General features: G+C 53.7%; 17 protein-coding genes. 10 read left to right on the forward strand and 7 right to left on the reverse strand.

From position 1 onward, the window contains the following. The first annotated feature begins 14 nt into the window (after nucleotides 1-14). The 7 genes from BST95_RS01455 to BST95_RS19910 all read left to right on the forward strand — a co-directional run bounded on the left by BST95_RS01455 (nucleotide 15) and on the right by BST95_RS19910 (nucleotide 6709). Nucleotides 15-821, forward strand: coding sequence for a polyprenyl synthetase family protein (locus BST95_RS01455; RefSeq protein WP_229801853.1), 807 nt, complete (start codon nucleotides 15-17; stop codon nucleotides 819-821). Continuing rightward, nucleotides 818-2332, forward strand: coding sequence for a phytoene desaturase family protein (crtI, locus tag BST95_RS01460; protein ID WP_180962048.1), 1515 nt, complete (start codon nucleotides 818-820; stop codon nucleotides 2330-2332). The genes BST95_RS01455 and crtI overlap by 4 nt, the downstream gene beginning before the upstream one ends. Beyond that, nucleotides 2329-3273 (forward strand): phytoene/squalene synthase family protein, encoded by a 945-nt coding sequence (locus tag BST95_RS01465; protein WP_084197854.1) that lies wholly within the window; start codon nucleotides 2329-2331, stop codon nucleotides 3271-3273. Before crtI ends, BST95_RS01465 begins: the two co-directional genes overlap by 4 nt. Before the next feature lies 1 nt (nucleotide 3274). Beyond that, nucleotides 3275-4441 carry a lycopene cyclase family protein gene (locus BST95_RS01470; RefSeq protein WP_084197855.1) on the forward strand — a complete coding sequence of 389 codons (1167 nt, stop codon included), beginning with the start codon at nucleotides 3275-3277 and terminating at the stop codon, nucleotides 4439-4441. Next, nucleotides 4438-5304: a Brp/Blh family beta-carotene 15,15'-dioxygenase gene (locus BST95_RS01475; protein ID WP_084197856.1), complete on the forward strand. Its 867-nt coding sequence runs from the start codon at nucleotides 4438-4440 to the stop codon at nucleotides 5302-5304. The genes BST95_RS01470 and BST95_RS01475 overlap by 4 nt, the downstream gene beginning before the upstream one ends. Further along, the gene (gene idi / locus BST95_RS21235; protein ID WP_169843820.1) at nucleotides 5291-5878 is read left to right on the forward strand and encodes an isopentenyl-diphosphate Delta-isomerase; all 588 of its coding nucleotides are present in this window, start codon (nucleotides 5291-5293) and stop codon (nucleotides 5876-5878) included. The genes BST95_RS01475 and idi overlap by 14 nt, the downstream gene beginning before the upstream one ends. Before the next feature lie 621 nt (nucleotides 5879-6499). Beyond that, nucleotides 6500-6709, forward strand: a complete 210-nt coding sequence (locus tag BST95_RS19910) for a hypothetical protein (protein ID WP_084197858.1) — start codon at nucleotides 6500-6502, stop codon at nucleotides 6707-6709. Between the two features lie 104 nt (nucleotides 6710-6813). Here the strand turns inward: BST95_RS19910 and BST95_RS19530 are convergent, their stop codons facing one another. After that, a complete protein-coding gene (locus BST95_RS19530) occupies nucleotides 6814-6981 on the reverse strand; it encodes a hypothetical protein (protein ID WP_157114438.1) in 168 nt (55 codons plus the stop codon). A gap of 42 nt (nucleotides 6982-7023) precedes the next feature. Between BST95_RS19530 and BST95_RS01490 the strand changes: the two genes are divergently transcribed. Together BST95_RS01490 and BST95_RS01500 are read left to right on the forward strand one after the other, a co-directional pair. Further along, the gene (locus BST95_RS01490; RefSeq protein WP_084197859.1) at nucleotides 7024-8481 is read left to right on the forward strand and encodes a flavin-containing monooxygenase; all 1458 of its coding nucleotides are present in this window, start codon (nucleotides 7024-7026) and stop codon (nucleotides 8479-8481) included. A gap of 712 nt (nucleotides 8482-9193) precedes the next feature. Next, on the forward strand, nucleotides 9194-9445 hold the full coding sequence (locus BST95_RS01500; RefSeq protein WP_084197861.1) for an efflux RND transporter permease subunit: 252 nt from the start codon (nucleotides 9194-9196) through the stop codon (nucleotides 9443-9445). 78 nt (nucleotides 9446-9523) lie between these two features. Here BST95_RS01500 and BST95_RS20810 read toward each other — a convergent pair whose 3' ends face one another. From BST95_RS20810 to BST95_RS21240, 5 genes are all read right to left on the reverse strand, one after another. Then, nucleotides 9524-10138: a cytochrome d ubiquinol oxidase subunit II gene (locus BST95_RS20810; RefSeq protein ID WP_276205907.1), complete on the reverse strand. Its 615-nt coding sequence runs from the start codon at nucleotides 10136-10138 to the stop codon at nucleotides 9524-9526. A gap of 8 nt (nucleotides 10139-10146) precedes the next feature. Next, the gene (locus BST95_RS20815; protein ID WP_276205908.1) at nucleotides 10147-10515 is read right to left on the reverse strand and encodes a cytochrome d ubiquinol oxidase subunit II; all 369 of its coding nucleotides are present in this window, start codon (nucleotides 10513-10515) and stop codon (nucleotides 10147-10149) included. Continuing rightward, nucleotides 10512-11864: a cytochrome ubiquinol oxidase subunit I gene (locus BST95_RS01510; protein WP_084197862.1), complete on the reverse strand. Its 1353-nt coding sequence runs from the start codon at nucleotides 11862-11864 to the stop codon at nucleotides 10512-10514. The genes BST95_RS20815 and BST95_RS01510 overlap by 4 nt, the downstream gene beginning before the upstream one ends. A gap of 159 nt (nucleotides 11865-12023) precedes the next feature. Beyond that, on the reverse strand, nucleotides 12024-13190 hold the full coding sequence (locus BST95_RS01515; RefSeq protein ID WP_084197863.1) for a DUF6607 family protein: 1167 nt from the start codon (nucleotides 13188-13190) through the stop codon (nucleotides 12024-12026). A 553-nt stretch (nucleotides 13191-13743) separates the two neighbouring features. Then, nucleotides 13744-13971 (reverse strand): hypothetical protein, encoded by a 228-nt coding sequence (locus BST95_RS21240; protein WP_373295107.1) that lies wholly within the window; start codon nucleotides 13969-13971, stop codon nucleotides 13744-13746. Nucleotides 13972-14327: 356 nt separating this feature from the next. Between BST95_RS21240 and BST95_RS01525 the strand changes: the two genes are divergently transcribed. After that, on the forward strand, nucleotides 14328-14888 hold the full coding sequence (locus tag BST95_RS01525; RefSeq protein WP_084197865.1) for a demethoxyubiquinone hydroxylase family protein: 561 nt from the start codon (nucleotides 14328-14330) through the stop codon (nucleotides 14886-14888). Between the two features lie 369 nt (nucleotides 14889-15257). Here the strand turns inward: BST95_RS01525 and BST95_RS19535 are convergent, their stop codons facing one another. Further along, complete coding sequence (locus tag BST95_RS19535; RefSeq protein ID WP_157114439.1) at nucleotides 15258-15410, reverse strand: hypothetical protein; 153 nt, start codon at nucleotides 15408-15410, stop codon at nucleotides 15258-15260. Nucleotides 15411-16110 lie beyond the last annotated feature (700 nt).

Raw genomic sequence — 16110 nt, forward strand, 5'->3', positions numbered from 1 at the left:
AGGTCGAAGCCAAGATGGTATCGGCCTTTGGCTCATCTTCCGAGACTTTGGGGCGCGCTGCGCTACATCATTTAGAGGGCGGTGGCTCAAGAGTTAGGGCCAGGCTGGCGGTTGACGCCGGAGTCGCGTTAAGCCTAGATGAAACCACCATTACAGCGATCGCAGCAAGCAGCGAATTGGTTCACAATGCGTCTTTGATACACGACGATATACAGGACGGAGAGCAGCTGCGGCGGGGTAGGCCCGCCGTGTGGACTAAGTTTGGGATGGACGTTGCCATTTGTGTTGGCGACGCTATGTTGAGCAACGCAGCGACAATGCTTGCGCTTACCAGGGCACCAGTGCTTCCGGAACTTTTACTAACTTTTAATCGCTGTGTCCTCGAAACTATTCATGGGCAGTGTCAGGACCTCGAGGTCGTTTCGAATGCCGGGCTGTCATTCAGCGGCTACTCACGAATCGCAACCGCCAAGTCGGCCCCGCTCCTTGCATTGCCGCTAGAGCTTAGCTTAATTACAGCCGCTCGGGATGACTGGTTGATGTTAGCGAGAGAGGCAGCCACCAACTTTGCGCTTGCCTATCAAATCAGCGACGACATTGAGGATCAGTTACGGGACGCCGCACAGGGCTCCCCCAACGCGGTGGCCGTATTGCAGAATGTTGATGGCGTTGTGGACCCAGTCGCAATGGCTATCAGAGTTGCCGACGAGGCATGGGCAGCTGCCGCATGTCAGGCGTCTGCCTTGCCGGATGGAGCTGGTGAAACAATGGCCGAGATGGCCCGGCGTCGTTTGTCATCGGCACTGGAGCGAGTAGCGTGACCAATACAACTGCCGTTGTCATCGGTGCAGGGTTCGGCGGCATCGCTGCTGCGCTGCGGCTCCGCGCGAAGGGCTACAATGTTACGGTCGTAGATCGTTGTTCAAAAGTTGGTGGCCGCGCGCAGGTTTTTGAGCGCGATGGCTACCGCCACGATGCGGGCCCTACTGTTATCACGGCTCCTTTTTTGTTCGAAGAACTGTTCGAGTTGTTTGGTAAACGTATCCAAGACTACGTCACCATCAAACCATTGGACACCTGGTACCGATTTCACTTCCAAGACGGGATACAGTTTGACTACGGCGGCTCTATAGAGGACACGCTCGCACAGATTGAGCAGATAGAGCCGGCTGATAAGCAGGGTTACCTCGATCTGCTGGATGCCTCAAGGGCCATATATCAACTGGGATTTGAGCAACTCGCGCACCAGCCCTTTCACCGTCTGAGCGAGCTATGCGTTCAGGCGCCTGCGATGTTGAAGCTCGGCAGCTATCGCTCCGTCTGGGACTTGGTCAGTCGGCACTTAAAATCAGAGCGGTTACGCCAGGCTTTTTCAATACAGCCGCTTCTGGTTGGGGGTAATCCGTTCCAGACCACCAGCATATACAATCTCATTCATTTTCTTGAGCGGGCTCACGGCATCCATTTTGCCATGGGCGGGACGGGAGCTTTGACGGATGCGCTGGGCAGACTGATGGCCGAAGAGGACATCACTATTCGCCTGGGAGAGACCGTGGAATCTGTCTGCGTCGAAAATGGCCGTGCGAAAGGCGTGCTCACAGAGCATGGTTTTACCGCTGCAGATGTAGTGATATCCAACGTGGATCCCGCTCACCTGTATGACAATATGCTGGAGCGCAAGGATAGCTGCTTAAGTGCACGGATCAAAACCCGATATGCCCGCAAGAGCATGGGCCTATTCGTACTTTACTTCGGAACGAACAGGCTATACCCCGACGTGGCTCACCATACCATCTGGCTCGGAAGCCGCTATAAGGAGTTGTTGACCGACATTTTTACTCACAAGGTTTTAGCTGACGACTTTTCTATTTACCTTCACCGTCCGACCGCGACTGATCCATCTTTTGCACCAGAGGGGCACGAAAGCTTCTACGCGCTAGTCCCGGTTCCTAACCTGGAGGGCAGCGTGGCCTGGGATATTGAGGGACCTCGTTTGCGAGACCGTATCGTCGAAGCCCTGGGATCGACACTACTGCCTGGTCTCAAAGAGAGCATACGCAGCGATTTCTTTATGACTCCGGAGAACTTCCAGCAGGATTATCTTAGCCCCGACGGGGCCGGCTTCTCAATTGCCCCTACTTTTTATCAATCTGCTTGGTTTCGATACCACAACAAAGCGGAAGGCCCTAATGGCCTCTATCTCGTAGGTGCTGGTACTCACCCCGGAGCCGGCCTTCCCGGTGTATTGTGTTCTGCCAAAGTACTCGAAGTGTTAGTGCCCCGAGCAGCTGGCGTCGACGCGCGGTCCAAGTCTAACTTGGCATTGGCATGAGCGCTCCGGTCTCCGCCGCGGCTGGCGAAAGTCCAGAAGCGGTGCTCAGAAGGCACGGGAAAACGTTTCATTTCGCCCAACCTTTCCTAAGTAAGCGACATGCTAACCGAGCCGCCCGACTCTACAGATTCTGTCGCTACGTCGACGACCTCGCCGATGAGTCGCCAAACCGATCACGCGCAGGTGAGGAGCTATCTGTCCTTAGTGTCATCCTCGATAGGGGTGTAACCACGGGGGACCCAATTGCAGACGACTTTATAGGATTGTGCCAGGAAACCAGAATGGACCGGCAGCTGGGCGTATTGCTGATTGCTGGTGTACGAAGCGACCTGGGGGATGTTGCGATTGCCGATGAGCACGGTCTGCTGCGTTATGCATATCACGTGGCAGGCGTGGTAGGGCTGATGATGTGCAAGGTCCTTGACGTAGAAACTGATCAAGCTCACCCGTTCGCCATAGATCTTGGTATAGCGATGCAGCTTACAAACATTGCTCGCGATATATCCGAGGATGCGAAGATGGGTCGGCGCTACTTGCCTGCAAGCTGGATTGATGCGTCGAGCCTGAACTATCTGGTAGAGCCAGAGCCGTCCACTGAAGATGATCTGCGGGCCGCCAATAAGCGACTGCTTTCTGTAGCAGACACCTACTACGACAGCGCCGCTAGTGGAATGGCCTACCTGCCACTTCGCGCGCGATTTACCATCTACCTAGCATCTGCTCTCTATCGGCGCATCGGATCTGCTCTGGCTGCCCGCGACTACGCATATTGGCTCGAGCGCGCCTCTCTGTCCACTCCGGAAAAGATGCAGCACGGCTTTGGCGCTGCCCTGCGTTTTTTTTCAACACCACAGCTACACCGAGCAGGAGCTTCACATCGAGCAGCTTTGCACGAAGCACTTATCGGCCTGCCCGGTGTCAACGCATTATCCGGCGGTTAGGATGAACCATAGAAGCTATGATCTCGTGATCGTCGGAGGCGGATGTGCAGGCCTGTCTTTGGCGCGCAATCTAGCCGTCGCCGACCTGGACCAGCGTGTGCTGGTTCTTGAGCCGCGGAGCCACTATCGAAACGACCGCACCTGGTGCTTCTGGGAAAGTAAATCGCACGCTCTGCAGCATCTTGTATCGAACCATTGGAACGAGTGGCTAATGGATACTGCTGATGGCGAAGGTGTCTCGCACCGCTCTTACGCTTACTCATACCAAGCCATTCGTAGCTCTGATTTCTATCAGGATGCACAGCTGGCGATAAATAACAGTGGGAAATGTGAGCTGAGACTGGACACCTCGGTAACACATTTCGAGAGAGGTGAGCGGGATATCTTTGTACACACAAACGACTCAGTTATTCGTACGCGAGCAATCGTCGATACCCGCAATGATCCGGCTATACCGCTGCAAAAACCGCACTTGTATCAGTGTTTCAGCGGCGTTGAAATTGAGACAGACAGAGCCATCTTCGAGTCAGCGAGTGCCGGGCTGATGACCGATATGTCGACAGACGCCGACGGATTCAGGTTCCGATACATTTTGCCATTTTCGGGGTCGCGTGCACTAGTCGAAACGACACGGTTTAGCCCGTCGCCCCGCACTGTTAGTTCTCTAAGCTCAGAGTTAGAGCAGGATCTCAATGCCGTGTGCGGCCACGCTCAGTTTCAAATCAAATACCGAGAAGGCGCAATACTGCCCATGGGTTGGCCACAGCCAAAGAAAGTGCCAGACCAAACGGGGCGCATTGTGCAGGCCGGTATTGCTGGTGGCGCACTTCGACCGTCATCAGGCTATGGCTTTTCACGTATCCAAACTTGGGCTGAGCTCTGCACTCGTCACATTCGTCAAACAGGCCTTCCCTGTGGGCATCCGCCCCAGCCAGGGATCGAGCAGTTCATGGATCGTATTTTCTTGCAGGCGCTAGTTGATCGTCCTGATCAAGGAGGTGTGTATTTCTTGCAAATTGCTCGCGCACTAGGCCCCAGGCGCTTTGCAATATTCATGTCTGGAAAAGCAGGCATGTTCGACTGGCTGCGCGTTGCCTGGGCACTGCCCTCGCTTCCCTTCATGCGGGCTGCCCGCAAAACTATGTTATCCCTTGGAAGCGCGTCATGATTCTGCGAGCTGACAATATTTTCTTCATATTCGTAGGCCTAGTCTGCCTTGTAGCGTGGACAGCTGTTGATCTAAGCCTTTCGTTTCACTCACAGATCGCGCTGGTGGTGATCGTCGTAGCAGTGTTTGGGTTACCTCACGGGGCTTTGGATGTGGTGATCTCGCAGCGTCTCGGCCTATTTAGTACTACCAGGCGCTTACTAGGTTTTCATGTGTTTTACCTCGCCCTAGTAGCTTTCGTTCTCGTTATTTGGTCATTCGCTCCGGCTTGGTGCCTAGCCGGCTTTTTGTTGATTTCTTCATGGCACTTCGGCGGCGACTGGTGTGGAGTCACCAACCGCGCAGGTTGCTGGATACTGGGCATCATGGTCTTAAGCCTGCCAGCGGCGTTTAACGCCGAGCAGATGGTCGTCTTGTATTCGACAATCACGGGCGAGTCTTTGCATAGCTTAGTCGCCGTACAGGGCATGTTGGCCCCGATAGCGCTTGTGGGTGCCGTCGTCGTGAGCTCGGCCGCCTTAGGTCGCAACCCTCATCTTGTTGTAGAGATGGTGATGATCTTCACGCTAGCCTGGACGCTGCCGCCTCTGTTGTATTTTACAGTTTATTTCTGCGGCCTACATAGCATGCGTCACCTTGTTAGCACCGGGTTTCTTCCAAACTCGCGTACAGTATTCATAGCATCTGCGTATACACTGGTGGCTATTGCTATTGGTTTTGCGCTGGCCATTTCGCAATGGGACGCAAATGAGGCGTTAGGTATTCCGCTCAAGGCGACATTCCAGTTACTGGCAGCGTTGACGGTGCCGCATATGATATTGATCGATGGTTTTGTCAGAGACATTCCCTATGCAAGTGAATGACCACTATGAACGCGTTTTACTTGTGGACACATCGGACCGCGTAATAGGTTATGCCGGAAAACTCGATGCACACCGAAACGGTAGCTTGCACAGAGCTTTTTCTGTATTTGGTGTCGATACGGAGGGACGAGTGCTAATCCAGCAGCGTGCACTGTCCAAGTATCACTGTGGGGGTCTGTGGGCAAATACCTGTTGCGGTCATCCCCGTCCCGGTGAAACCGTACAGGCAGGTGCAGTGCGCCGACTCAATGAAGAGTTTGGGCTACGGGCTTGCCTAAGGCCGCTGACGGCTACGCGATATTGCGTTAATGTTGACTCAGGGTTGGTCGAGCACGAAATAGCACATATTTTTGTTTGCCGAATCGACGCGAGCCCTCAGCCAAATCCAAGCGAGATCGCGCAGTACGACTATGTAACATGGGAAGAACTGTTGGAAGATGTACGTGGCCAGCCTGCCAAATATGCACCTTGGCTGCATCACTACCTGACACATCTTTCATCGGAGCTTGAACGGGCTCTACGGGTTTGCGCACCGGAAGATGATCAGACTCAAGGCCTTAGTGCTAACAAATAATCTATCGGCTACACTGCTGCCGCCGTGAAACTAAAAGCATTCAGAAGTAATAGCAGCGCCGAAACTTATAACTTGTCAGTATTCGGTAGCCTAAATAGATGATCAAGATTCAACGCTTCAAATAGAACTATAGCAAATATAATCACTGGGCAGGCCGTAACTACGCAAGCAAGCACAGCAGATGGTGATTGTGATCGCTAAAAGCATACTTTTTATCATCACTTATTCTTATCTGAGACTACTTCTCTGTTTGTGGTGTTCCCTGCAAGAGCGTGGCCTTACATTCCTTCCTTCCACAATGAGCGCTGGCAAATTCGAGGCTGCGACGTTTTAAAAGAGTATCTTATGACGACGCGCTTTGTTCAGACGCGTTGATCACATTGATGAACCGCCGGCGGTTGACCTTCAGCAATCTCCCTATTAGCTTGCGCTGTAGTGACTTATAACGCCGCCGAGACACTAGGCAACGTGATGTCCGGTGGTGTAGCGCGACTGATAGTAAAGTATCAAATCTGGATATAGGATTTAGCAATGAACTTATTTGAAGAAGAAAATACCAGAGTAACCGGTGCTGCTAGCATTACTTGCATGTAAATAGAACCAGTTTTTGCCTAATCGGCAATGGCTGTCGTACGAGCAAATATTGAACATGACAAACTGGACGAACCGGTGGTAAATATCGCTGCACTCGACGTTGAAGCGATCGTCTCAGTTCTCGGTGACGGCTCTGGCGAGTCATTGGCGACAATGCGATGGGCTGCCAGCGGTCAACTTGATAGTTTACACATGCTGTGTATCAACGAAACCGTTTACACCAGCGAACAAGTTTAGGAGCAGACCGAGCATGAACATGTGTGGCTACTGCGAGTGAATCATTGGGGTATTGTTCACGGTATAGGTCAGTTCGTACCGCAGACCCTATGCCTCCGAGAGCCCTAGGTGAACGTGTTTTGAAAGCTGACAAACACAATGATTTCTATGTTTTCCGCCTGCAGATAATCCTTGGCGCGGGCCAGCAAGTTCGCGGTCACATCAAGCCCATCGGGGCAGAAACTCAGCTTTCGCTGCTCCCGCGAGTTGAAGAATGATACGACAGAACCCATGGAGCGACTTTTGATTACAACTTCAATTATTGTGGGGGCACTATGATAGATAAGCTCAACCTACGTATTGCTGTAATCGGTGCAGGTCCCGCTGGCATTGCCGCAGGGCGAGAGCTATTGCAGCGAGGCTTCAGTGACTTGACAATTTTTGACTCTCTGAGCGCCCCCGGAGGCACTTGGCATCTTCACTCCTACCCCGGTCTAGCTTGCGACGTTTGGGCTCACTCCTACTCGTTTTCGTACGCACCCAACCCAAACTGGTCAGCTAACTTTGTTGAACAGCCCGAAATTCAGGCGTATCTGGCAGAGTGCGCCACGGTGTTCGGGCTAGATCCTCACCTCATCTTGAATACCCATATCGAAAGCGCCGACTATCAAGGAGATGGAACGTGGCAACTGCAAACTAGGACGGGAGAAAGTTACGTTTTTGACATTGTCATCAATGCTATGGGCAATCAACACACACCTCGATTCCCAGACGTACCGGGCCTAGACCTTTTCCTCGGCGACAGCTGGCACGGCACGCGTTGGAACCACGACGTAGATTTAACCGGAAAGCGGGTAGTTGTGGTCGGGTCTGCGGCTAGCGCCGTCCAGATCATTCCCGAGATCGCTCCTAAAGTTGGTCACCTGACCGTATTACAAAGGTCTGCCAACTGGATCATGCCGCGCGGTAGAAAGTTCTACACTCAGAGGCAGATACACAGGGCGAGACGCTACCCTGCACTTATTAAGCTCATTCGGAAATGGCAGCGATTGCTAATGGGACAGGTAGAATATGCAGTCACCAAGGGTCATAAACGTATGGGGCAGTTCGAATCCCGGGTGCTAAGATTTATAGATAGGACTGTGGACGACCCCGTCACTAGAAAAGCGCTCGTCCCATCTACCCCTTATGGCTGTCAGCGCGGTCTGGTGTCTGATGACTTCTACCCAACTTTAAACCGACCCAACGTAGATTTGGTGGCCAGCGCTCTAGAGGAGGTTACTCCGAGCGGTATTGTTACGGCGGAAAAACGCGCCATTGAAGCAGATATTATTATCTACTGTACCGGATACCGCATACTCGATTTCGACCGCATCAAAGTTACCGGGGTTAGCGGTACGTCTATGGCGGACGCAATGGGCGACAATCCAAGGGCCCACAAAGGTATCGCAGTGCCTGACTTTCCAAACTATTTTTTCGCGGTAGGTCCGAATGGTCTGGTACTAAACGTCTCGTATTTTGTAACCGCTGAGCAGAATGCCGAAACGATTGCACGGTTACTGGTCGAGAAGGAAGCGGGGAATGCCAAGGCCATCGAAGTCAAAAAGACAGCGTTTGATGAATACAACGAGTGGATGGCCGATCGTTTTGGTCGGTTTACCTGGGGGGCCAGCGACTGTCACAGTTATTACCGCAATGCGGCCGGTCACGCCCCTTTCCTGTTTCCAGGAAATTTCAAGGAATATAAGGGGCTGCACGAAGAGATCAGCTTGGAAGATTACAACACTACTTAGATTCGTTCTCAACGATGGTCGAGCCTGAATTTAAAAATAGCATTTGCTTGCTCATAGGAAATGACAGAGATGTCTAACAAGACAGCTCTTCATGACAGGCCCGCAGGCAGAATCAGCAAGGCCATTGCCGAAATTCGGGGTTCTTCGACTAGGGTACTCGCCTCAATGGATAAGAAAGTGACAGCCTACTAGCCTTGCAAAGTTAGTCGCTGAGACGTTATATGAGCGCGGCAAGGCTTGCGCCTGTTCCACTGACTCTTGTTTATACGTAATTCACTCATGCACAATCTACGGGGCGCACAGACCTAGGTTTTGCTGTCAGATAACTCGTCTCCGGGGGCTGTGTCCGTGCCCATGCCCGTCTCCTCCCTGATGTTGCTGCCTATGGCGTTTTCCCTGATCCTCCGGGACTACCGCGCGGTATGCCCAGAAGGTGTGCGGAAGTTATTAAGCGCGATTTCTGAGACCTTCGGTGCAGGGCCGGGTGCAATTGCCAGTGTCGAGGTGGTGAAGGTTATGGCATTGCTCCCTATCCGAGCGCAGGAGCGTTTTGCAGTAATCCTTTGATCGCAGCTAGTAGTCCTTATGGCGTGCCAGCATTGCCAGTCGTATTGTTGGGCTTTCTAGCCGCGCTGCCCATCCTGGTTGCAGGCAGCTTCCCCATCAAGGGTCTTACACGTCTGGTTTAGTCACTTGGAAAAGTCAGATCCTGATGGGAACGATCGTCAACAGCCCGATCCCGGTAGATCGTGCAGTACAGAATTTCTCAGAGGCCGGCATGGCGGCCATCGAAGCCGTATCAGAAGCGGTGGAGATCTGCCTGAGGCCCACCGCCATGTCAACAATAACAGCCCTGTTTGGACTCGCGTCATTCGTGTTTCTGCCCGGCGCGGGTACCAAGCTCTATCGCGGCGTTGACCTTATCGTCATGTCGGGATTCTCGGGGCTGCCCTCGTCACACTGACCATGCTGCCTGCGCTCGCGGTGAGCGAGCTGCAGCAGCAAGCCCGGCGTAACGCCTCATGACAATCGCGGTACGCGCTCAGTCGTAGCGTAGTTCTGTTGCTTTGCCGCCGAATACCCGGTAGACAAACACAGAGTAGGCTGCGATCAAGGGTAAGGTAATAGCCACCCCCCAGAAAATAATGACCAGCGACCCGGTGGCCGCCGCCGCCTCGTACAAGTTCATCTGTCCAATAATTATATCGGGATAGATACTGTAGGCCAGGCCAATGGCCGCCATCAGGCATATTACCACCAGCGCAACGAACACCAGCCAGCCATAGCCCGCGTGCAGTATCTCGGGGCGCTGCAAAATCCAGCCGATGCCGAAGTAAGCGATGGCGCAACTCACCGGTATCGGTAGCAGCCCGATCACGCTGGGCATAGTGAACCAGCGACTGGCAATGCTCTCACTGACCAGTGGCGTCGCAATAGACACCAGCAACAAAGCCAGACCCATGGGTAACCACGCCCGCCGGCACCATCGCACCGCCTTGTCGAACAATACATCCTCGGTCTTGATCATCAGCCAGGCGCCTCCCAGCATGATATACAGTGCCGGCAGCGTTAGCGCTATCAGGGAGGAAAACGCGAGACTGGTGCCCGTGTTCTGCAAACCGGTGATGTAGGCGCCGAGCATCCAGCCCTGAGCCATAGACGCGGTTAACGATCCCGCACAGAACGCCGCATTCCATAGTGAGCGCCGGTCGTCCCGGCCTTAACGCGGAAATCGAACGCCACTCCACGCAACGTCAGCCCGAAAAGCATGATCGTCACCGGTATATACAATGCAGTCAGTACAATGCCATGCGCCTTCGGAAAGGCAATCAGGAGCACGCCCACACCCAGAACAATCCACGTCTCGTTGGCATCCCAGAAGGGCCCTATCGAGGCGACCATGATGTCTTTCTCTCGCTCATTACCAAAAGGCAACAGGATGCCGATGCCAAGATCAAACCCATCCAGCAACACGTATATCAACAGCGCCAAGCCCATGGCGAACACAAAGAATAGCGGCAGAAGTTCGATCATGTCGCGACACCTTCCACCGTGTTTACCTTGCGTCGCGGCAACAGCGCCAACGATCCAGCAGGTTTAGTCGCGAGGTGACGCAGGGCGTGGATATAGGAGTAAAGCAGGAACACGTAGAGTCCGATATAGCCCAGCAGCGTGCCTATGAGAGTGGCACTGTGGTGAGAAGCCGCGACTTGAGATGTCGACAACAGGCCGTGCACTACCCAGGGCTGCCTGCCAATCTCAGTGACATACCAACCTGCCAGTGTCGCAACCCAGCCGGAAAAGGTCATGATCGACAGCGCGGTAATGAGCGCGGTGCTCGGGGAACGACCGCGGGCAAAAGTCCAAGCACCCCACCAGGACACGAGCAGCATCAACCCGCCCGTCGCCAGCATGATGCGAAACGACCAGAAGACCGGTGCCACCGGGGGATGATGCTCGAAGGCTTCGAGCCCTTCAACTTCACCATCGAGCCGGTGGGTCAGGATCAGGCTTGCTGCGTTGGGAATCTGCAAAGCAAAGTCAGTGCGTTTCTCTTCCTCGTTGGGGATGCCGATAATCGTGAAAGGCGCGCCCTTCTCGGTTTCCCATATTCCCTCCATCGCTGCGATTTTTTCCGGCTGGTGCTCAAGGGTATTCAAACCATGCAGGTCACCGACGAGCACCTGTACGGGGATCAGGACGGCGGCCACGAAGACACCGGTCTTCAGAACTTTCCAGGTTGCAGGCCCATCAACCCCGCGGCGCACTCGCCAGGCCGAGACGCCGGCGACCAAAAATGCACTAGTCAGGAAGCTCGCGAGCATCATATGCGCTAGCCGGTAGGGGAAGGAGGGATTAAACACTATCTGCGCCCAGCTCTCGGCGTAGAACTCCCCGTTCTGGATACTGAAACCTGCCGGGGTCTGCATCCAGGAATTGAGTGCGAGAATCCAGAATGCCGACAGAGACGTTCCAACGGCGACAAGGGAAGTCGCAATGAGGTGAACCCGATTGGATACGCGCTGCTTGCCGAACAGCATGATGCCGAGGAAAGAAGCCTCCAAGAAAAAGGCAGTGAGCACCTCATATCCAAGCAGCGGGCCGGCAATGTTACCCGCACGCTCCATGAACCCCGGCCAATTGGTGCCGAACTGGAAACTCATTGTGATGCCGGAAACAACCCCCAACGCGAAGGTCAATGCGAAGACCTTGACCCAGAACTGATACGCATATTCCCACGCCGCATCACCGGTCAGAGTGAACCGCACCCTAAAAAAGAGTAATAACCACGCTAGACCAATGGTGATCGCCGGGAAGAGAATGTGAAAGCTGATGTTGGCCGCGAACTGGATACGGGCCAAGACAATAGGGTCGAATTCCACGCAACACCTCCAGCACCGTTCTTTGACCACTATTATACGACGCTACGCCTGTCAGAGTATGGTTTTCATTTATACAGGTCATAGACAGGATTCATAAGACCGGGGATAGACTCTCCGTCCGAGTATGACATGCGTCATAGTGGCACCGCACAGAAAACTTTAGGGTGGGAAAGTCACATAGCGAGCCATAACTGCCTCAAGGTTAGCTTGCTCGGAACTCGCACTCCAGTCGATGCCAGGCTCTTCGGCCATTTGGAACAGAGTCGTAAACATGTATGCGCCATCAGCTTGCTTGGCGATCACTATGTGGTCTTCGCGTGTAAAGGTTTCGCTCCAGTACGCCCTGACTTTAGCCCAGAAGGGTTTAGTGCGTTCCCAGTAATCATCCCCCGGCAGCCAGTTGAACTCAGCGATGCGCTCGTAGCGCGCCAAGCCGTTCTCTCGCGCGAGCACCTCTGCGGCTCCACCCCGGCCATTAAGTACCACTTTTAAGTTCTGTTCTTCCTGTACCCAGCCAGTCGGCGTTATCGTGTGATGGTTAGTGCCAATCAAGACGTCGTAGTCCTGACGCACGCTAAATTCCCTGCGCGGTAATGGTCGCCAAGTCTCATCACTTTTCCAGCTGGAGAAGTTGGCCGTGTGCTGCCACTCACCTGCCGCCGTGTAGCGAGGTGAGTCATCCACCTGGTAGACGGCCTGTACCCAGTGCCCGCGGCGTTCAGCCCTAACCGCTTGCTTTTTCCACTCACGGTTACCCTTAAACGTATGCATCGTGGGCGCCTCGAACATCCAATCCTGGCGCCAGTGTTTGACAACGATTGGATCCATGGCCGAACCGTCCTCTTTCTTCACTTCCATCACAAGGATGTGTTGTAGCTGGATCATGTCCGGTTTATCGGTGACCACATAGACGTACTCAGTCCCCCAAGATTGATAGGGATTGCTTGGCGCATAGCCGTGAGTAAAGCCAATAGTCTCAATGAAATCGAAGCTTGTTCGGTAAGGGCCTGCCATGCTCAGGATAGCGCGCCTGTCACGTTCTTTTTTGCTTATCCCAGGCTCCTGCAGACGCAACCACTCTGGTGATGGTTCCGTCACCAAAATTACCTCAGCTCCCTGCGTGGTACCGCCGCGCGGCGCCATGTCGCCCGACACCGCGTGCTGCCATGAGAACGTATATTGACGCTCGTTAGCGTCTGCTCCGATATCTTCGTTATCAGCCTGGCCGTAACCGCGAACACCGGCGCTCGCCAACAGTGCCAGCGCGGCTCCCAGTGCGGCTGCGAATAGAGCACTCTTGCGCTGCTTAAGACGAAATAGATTCAACAAGATCCCCCCACAAGTTTCACACTCAGACCGATAAAGTCCAGCTCCTGGCATACGCTATCAGCCCTAGGCCACCAACTGACAGTCACGAAACCGTAGCTCGAATAAGTTCTCGCTGCTCTTTCTGTCGAGATGCTGTCAGGGATTATGCACAGAGGGCTTATTAGCCAACAACACGAATCTCCCCTCAAGCCTCAACGTGAAAGCCAACGCGTTCTATATGTTCGCGATATTGATAGACAGCCTCTGGCAGGCCTCGTCCATCGCCGTGGAGTAAACCGTCCATGGCTGGGCGTGCCGGGTGGCGCAGTGCATCCTAACAGGCGAGCGCAACATTCGGAGCAGTCTCCCGTTGCTTCTCGTAAGATCGCAGATCGAAGTTTCAAGTCCCTCTGCGCTCACCATATCTCGCTGTTTTTCTAGCTTTTTCATGGTGCTGCCAAGTCAACTGGGACGCAGCCTTCGAGATATCGAACATCTGATGGCCATTGCTGTGTAATCATGTAGGTGAAGCTAGGAGGAGCGTAGCTGACAAGAAACGGAGCCATCAGGCTTAATCGCCTGACAAAATCGGCGAAGACCAGGCTATCTCCCTTATGATGGCTGGCATACCTGGAGCAAGCTCGTTGCCCGGTATCGTCCTCGATCTGAAGATCGCTGTATCCAAGGGTTCCAGATCCATATCAGGGTGATCACCCTCTGCCAGCCGACTCAATGTGGTTCCGCGTACGCCCTGGCTCCCCGGCGTTAGGAACCAGAGATTTGTCGAGGAAGGACTCATAGTGGAATCGTACTACGCTCCGTTCTATACAGAATGGGCCTCATACGAATCACTAGTTTTTCACCACCAGGTGAGAGCCCACTTCGTCGCGACGCTCCGACGGACCGGGTGCTTAGTTTCTCAGCCAATATTGAACTCAATATTCATACGAAAGTAGCTCAAGCTATCGCGACACCGTTGTAGCAAACAAGCCACAGCGACCGGGGTTATATTTTAAGGATGCCAATATGACCAGGATTCGTCCGCCTATAGTCAACTCAGTGGCCAACCTGGTTTCAAACTGGACAAATCATTAATCGCCGCAAACCGCATCCGGCGGCTAGTCGTACCTTGTGTAAATGCATGAAGGAATCGACATGAGGCCAAACGTGACCGCCATCGGCGCACTCCCGGACCCTAGAACCCTGCCTACATGGCTCCAGGCCGAACTGCGTTCAGATCACGCAGGTGAAACAGGGGCCGTGTGGATTTATCGCGGTATTCTTCGATGCAGCCGCGACCCGGTGGTGCGGGATTTCGCTGAGCAGCACCTGGAGACCGAACAAGACCACCTAGAGCTTTTCGAGCAGTGGCTTCCTCGATCGATCAAGAGTTTGTTGCTCCCTGCATGGTGCGCTTCCGGCTGGATACTGGGAGCACTCGCGTCGACCGGGGGTCGCAATGGTGTCTTTGCGACCATCGACGCCGTGGAGACTTTCGTGGTGAAACATTATCAGCAGCAAATCGACCGGTTGACGCTCAACGACCTTCACCCGGAGGTGGCGTTAATCCTGACCCAGTTTATGCGCGATGAAGGCCACCACTGCGAGGACGCTCGGACCAGGCGCAGCGGAGACGAAGGGCCTTTCTACATCGGCTGGAGAAAGCTCGTGGAGTGGGGCTCAGCCGCCGCTGTCATAGCTGCGCGCACCATCTGACCATTATACTGCCCAGCGGCCTCCGGAGGGTCAACTCCCCCACGCTTTAAAGAACCCCGGCGTGCACTGCCAAGATCGGCGCCCAGTGACCCAAGGCGCTTGTGCCGAAAAGAATACTCACGATCATGAGAATAATTAGGGACTGCCAAACTCCGATGCCACTCATATCCATAGCTCATTTACCTGTAGATCGACTACACAAAAAGGAACGCCCGCGATGGCGCCCTTCGGCTACAATAAGAGGTCAGCCTCCGACCACACAGCCAACGTTGCGCGCGATCACGATGGTGCTGTCACTCGTGTCGTCACCTCATAGGGCTAAGCAGGTAAGTTACTAGCAGCCTTTCGTCGTTACCGTGGTGCTGCTTGTTAATGAACATGGTGCCGGCAATATCGTGTGGTGATAAGGCTGGTAGTTTCATCGCCAATCACACCCGTGAACAGGCGTTTGATTTCTATGCTCTGGGCATACCCCATGTCGTAAGCGATATACACCAACATTTGGTTGTTAAGGTCTTTCATGCAGCCATCCGGAACCACCCACAGGCCGTCCGGATCGCTGTAAGCAAGCTAATCTACTCCACACTATGTGTACCGACTAATAAACTGAAGTCGGTGAGTGAAACCTGATTTGCTCGAATATAACCAAGCTGCTGATGGGCTCGGATGTTCCCCGCCAAGGTTCACTGCCCCATTATGTTTGACTTCAACTCTCTTGCATTCGACTTAGCATGCTGTCACCAGGCACAGGAACGTCTATGCTCTATACACTGCTACTCCAGCGTCCACACGGGTAAAAATCAAGTGCATTTAGGTCCCAACTCCTCGCGGCAATCTCTGCCCTACGCACCTCAGGTGCCCTCTTCGCGCATAACTCAATCAAGCAGCTGGCCGACGACATCCAGCGTCACTTGACAACGTGTGGCCAAGTCGAGGGGACGCTTACATTAAAAACAATTTTTGTGCGTAATTGCGGTTCCGTATCTATATCGAGCGCCTTTCAAAGCTCACATTTACTCCAACTGCACGTCGTACACGCATATTTTTTATCTCAGTATTTCTATGTACTGGAGGTGCAACCTTGTGACCGCGCTCGGCCACCTTTACAGAGAAATACACATGTGTATCCCAGACTAGCGTGGACTCACATTTCAAGATTGAGTTGTTTGGGCCAGCCGGTTTCAACGCAATCCCAGTTTGATAGATACCCATTTAGCAAATG

The sequence above is a fragment of the Halioglobus japonicus genome (assembly GCF_001983995.1).
GTDB classification, from domain to species: Bacteria; Pseudomonadota; Gammaproteobacteria; order Pseudomonadales; family Halieaceae; genus Halioglobus; species Halioglobus japonicus.

Coding starts and splice junctions, on each gene's coding strand:
- BST95_RS19535 (WP_157114439.1), bottom strand. CDS start 15,410: ATGAAAGACCTTAACAACCAAATGTTGGTGTATATCGCTTACGACATG.
- BST95_RS01470 (WP_084197855.1), top strand. CDS start 3,275: ATGAACCATAGAAGCTATGATCTCGTGATCGTCGGAGGCGGATGTGCA.
- BST95_RS21240 (WP_373295107.1), bottom strand. CDS start 13,971: ATGAGTCCTTCCTCGACAAATCTCTGGTTCCTAACGCCGGGGAGCCAG.
- idi (WP_169843820.1), top strand. CDS start 5,291: ATGCAAGTGAATGACCACTATGAACGCGTTTTACTTGTGGACACATCG.
- BST95_RS19910 (WP_084197858.1), top strand. CDS start 6,500: ATGGCTGTCGTACGAGCAAATATTGAACATGACAAACTGGACGAACCG.
- BST95_RS01455 (WP_229801853.1), top strand. CDS start 15: ATGGTATCGGCCTTTGGCTCATCTTCCGAGACTTTGGGGCGCGCTGCG.
- BST95_RS20815 (WP_276205908.1), bottom strand. CDS start 10,515: ATGATCGAACTTCTGCCGCTATTCTTTGTGTTCGCCATGGGCTTGGCG.
- BST95_RS20810 (WP_276205907.1), bottom strand. CDS start 10,138: ATGGCTCAGGGCTGGATGCTCGGCGCCTACATCACCGGTTTGCAGAAC.
- BST95_RS19530 (WP_157114438.1), bottom strand. CDS start 6,981: ATGGGTTCTGTCGTATCATTCTTCAACTCGCGGGAGCAGCGAAAGCTG.
- BST95_RS01475 (WP_084197856.1), top strand. CDS start 4,438: ATGATTCTGCGAGCTGACAATATTTTCTTCATATTCGTAGGCCTAGTC.
- BST95_RS01500 (WP_084197861.1), top strand. CDS start 9,194: ATGGGAACGATCGTCAACAGCCCGATCCCGGTAGATCGTGCAGTACAG.
- BST95_RS01465 (WP_084197854.1), top strand. CDS start 2,329: ATGAGCGCTCCGGTCTCCGCCGCGGCTGGCGAAAGTCCAGAAGCGGTG.
- BST95_RS01490 (WP_084197859.1), top strand. CDS start 7,024: ATGATAGATAAGCTCAACCTACGTATTGCTGTAATCGGTGCAGGTCCC.
- BST95_RS01525 (WP_084197865.1), top strand. CDS start 14,328: ATGAGGCCAAACGTGACCGCCATCGGCGCACTCCCGGACCCTAGAACC.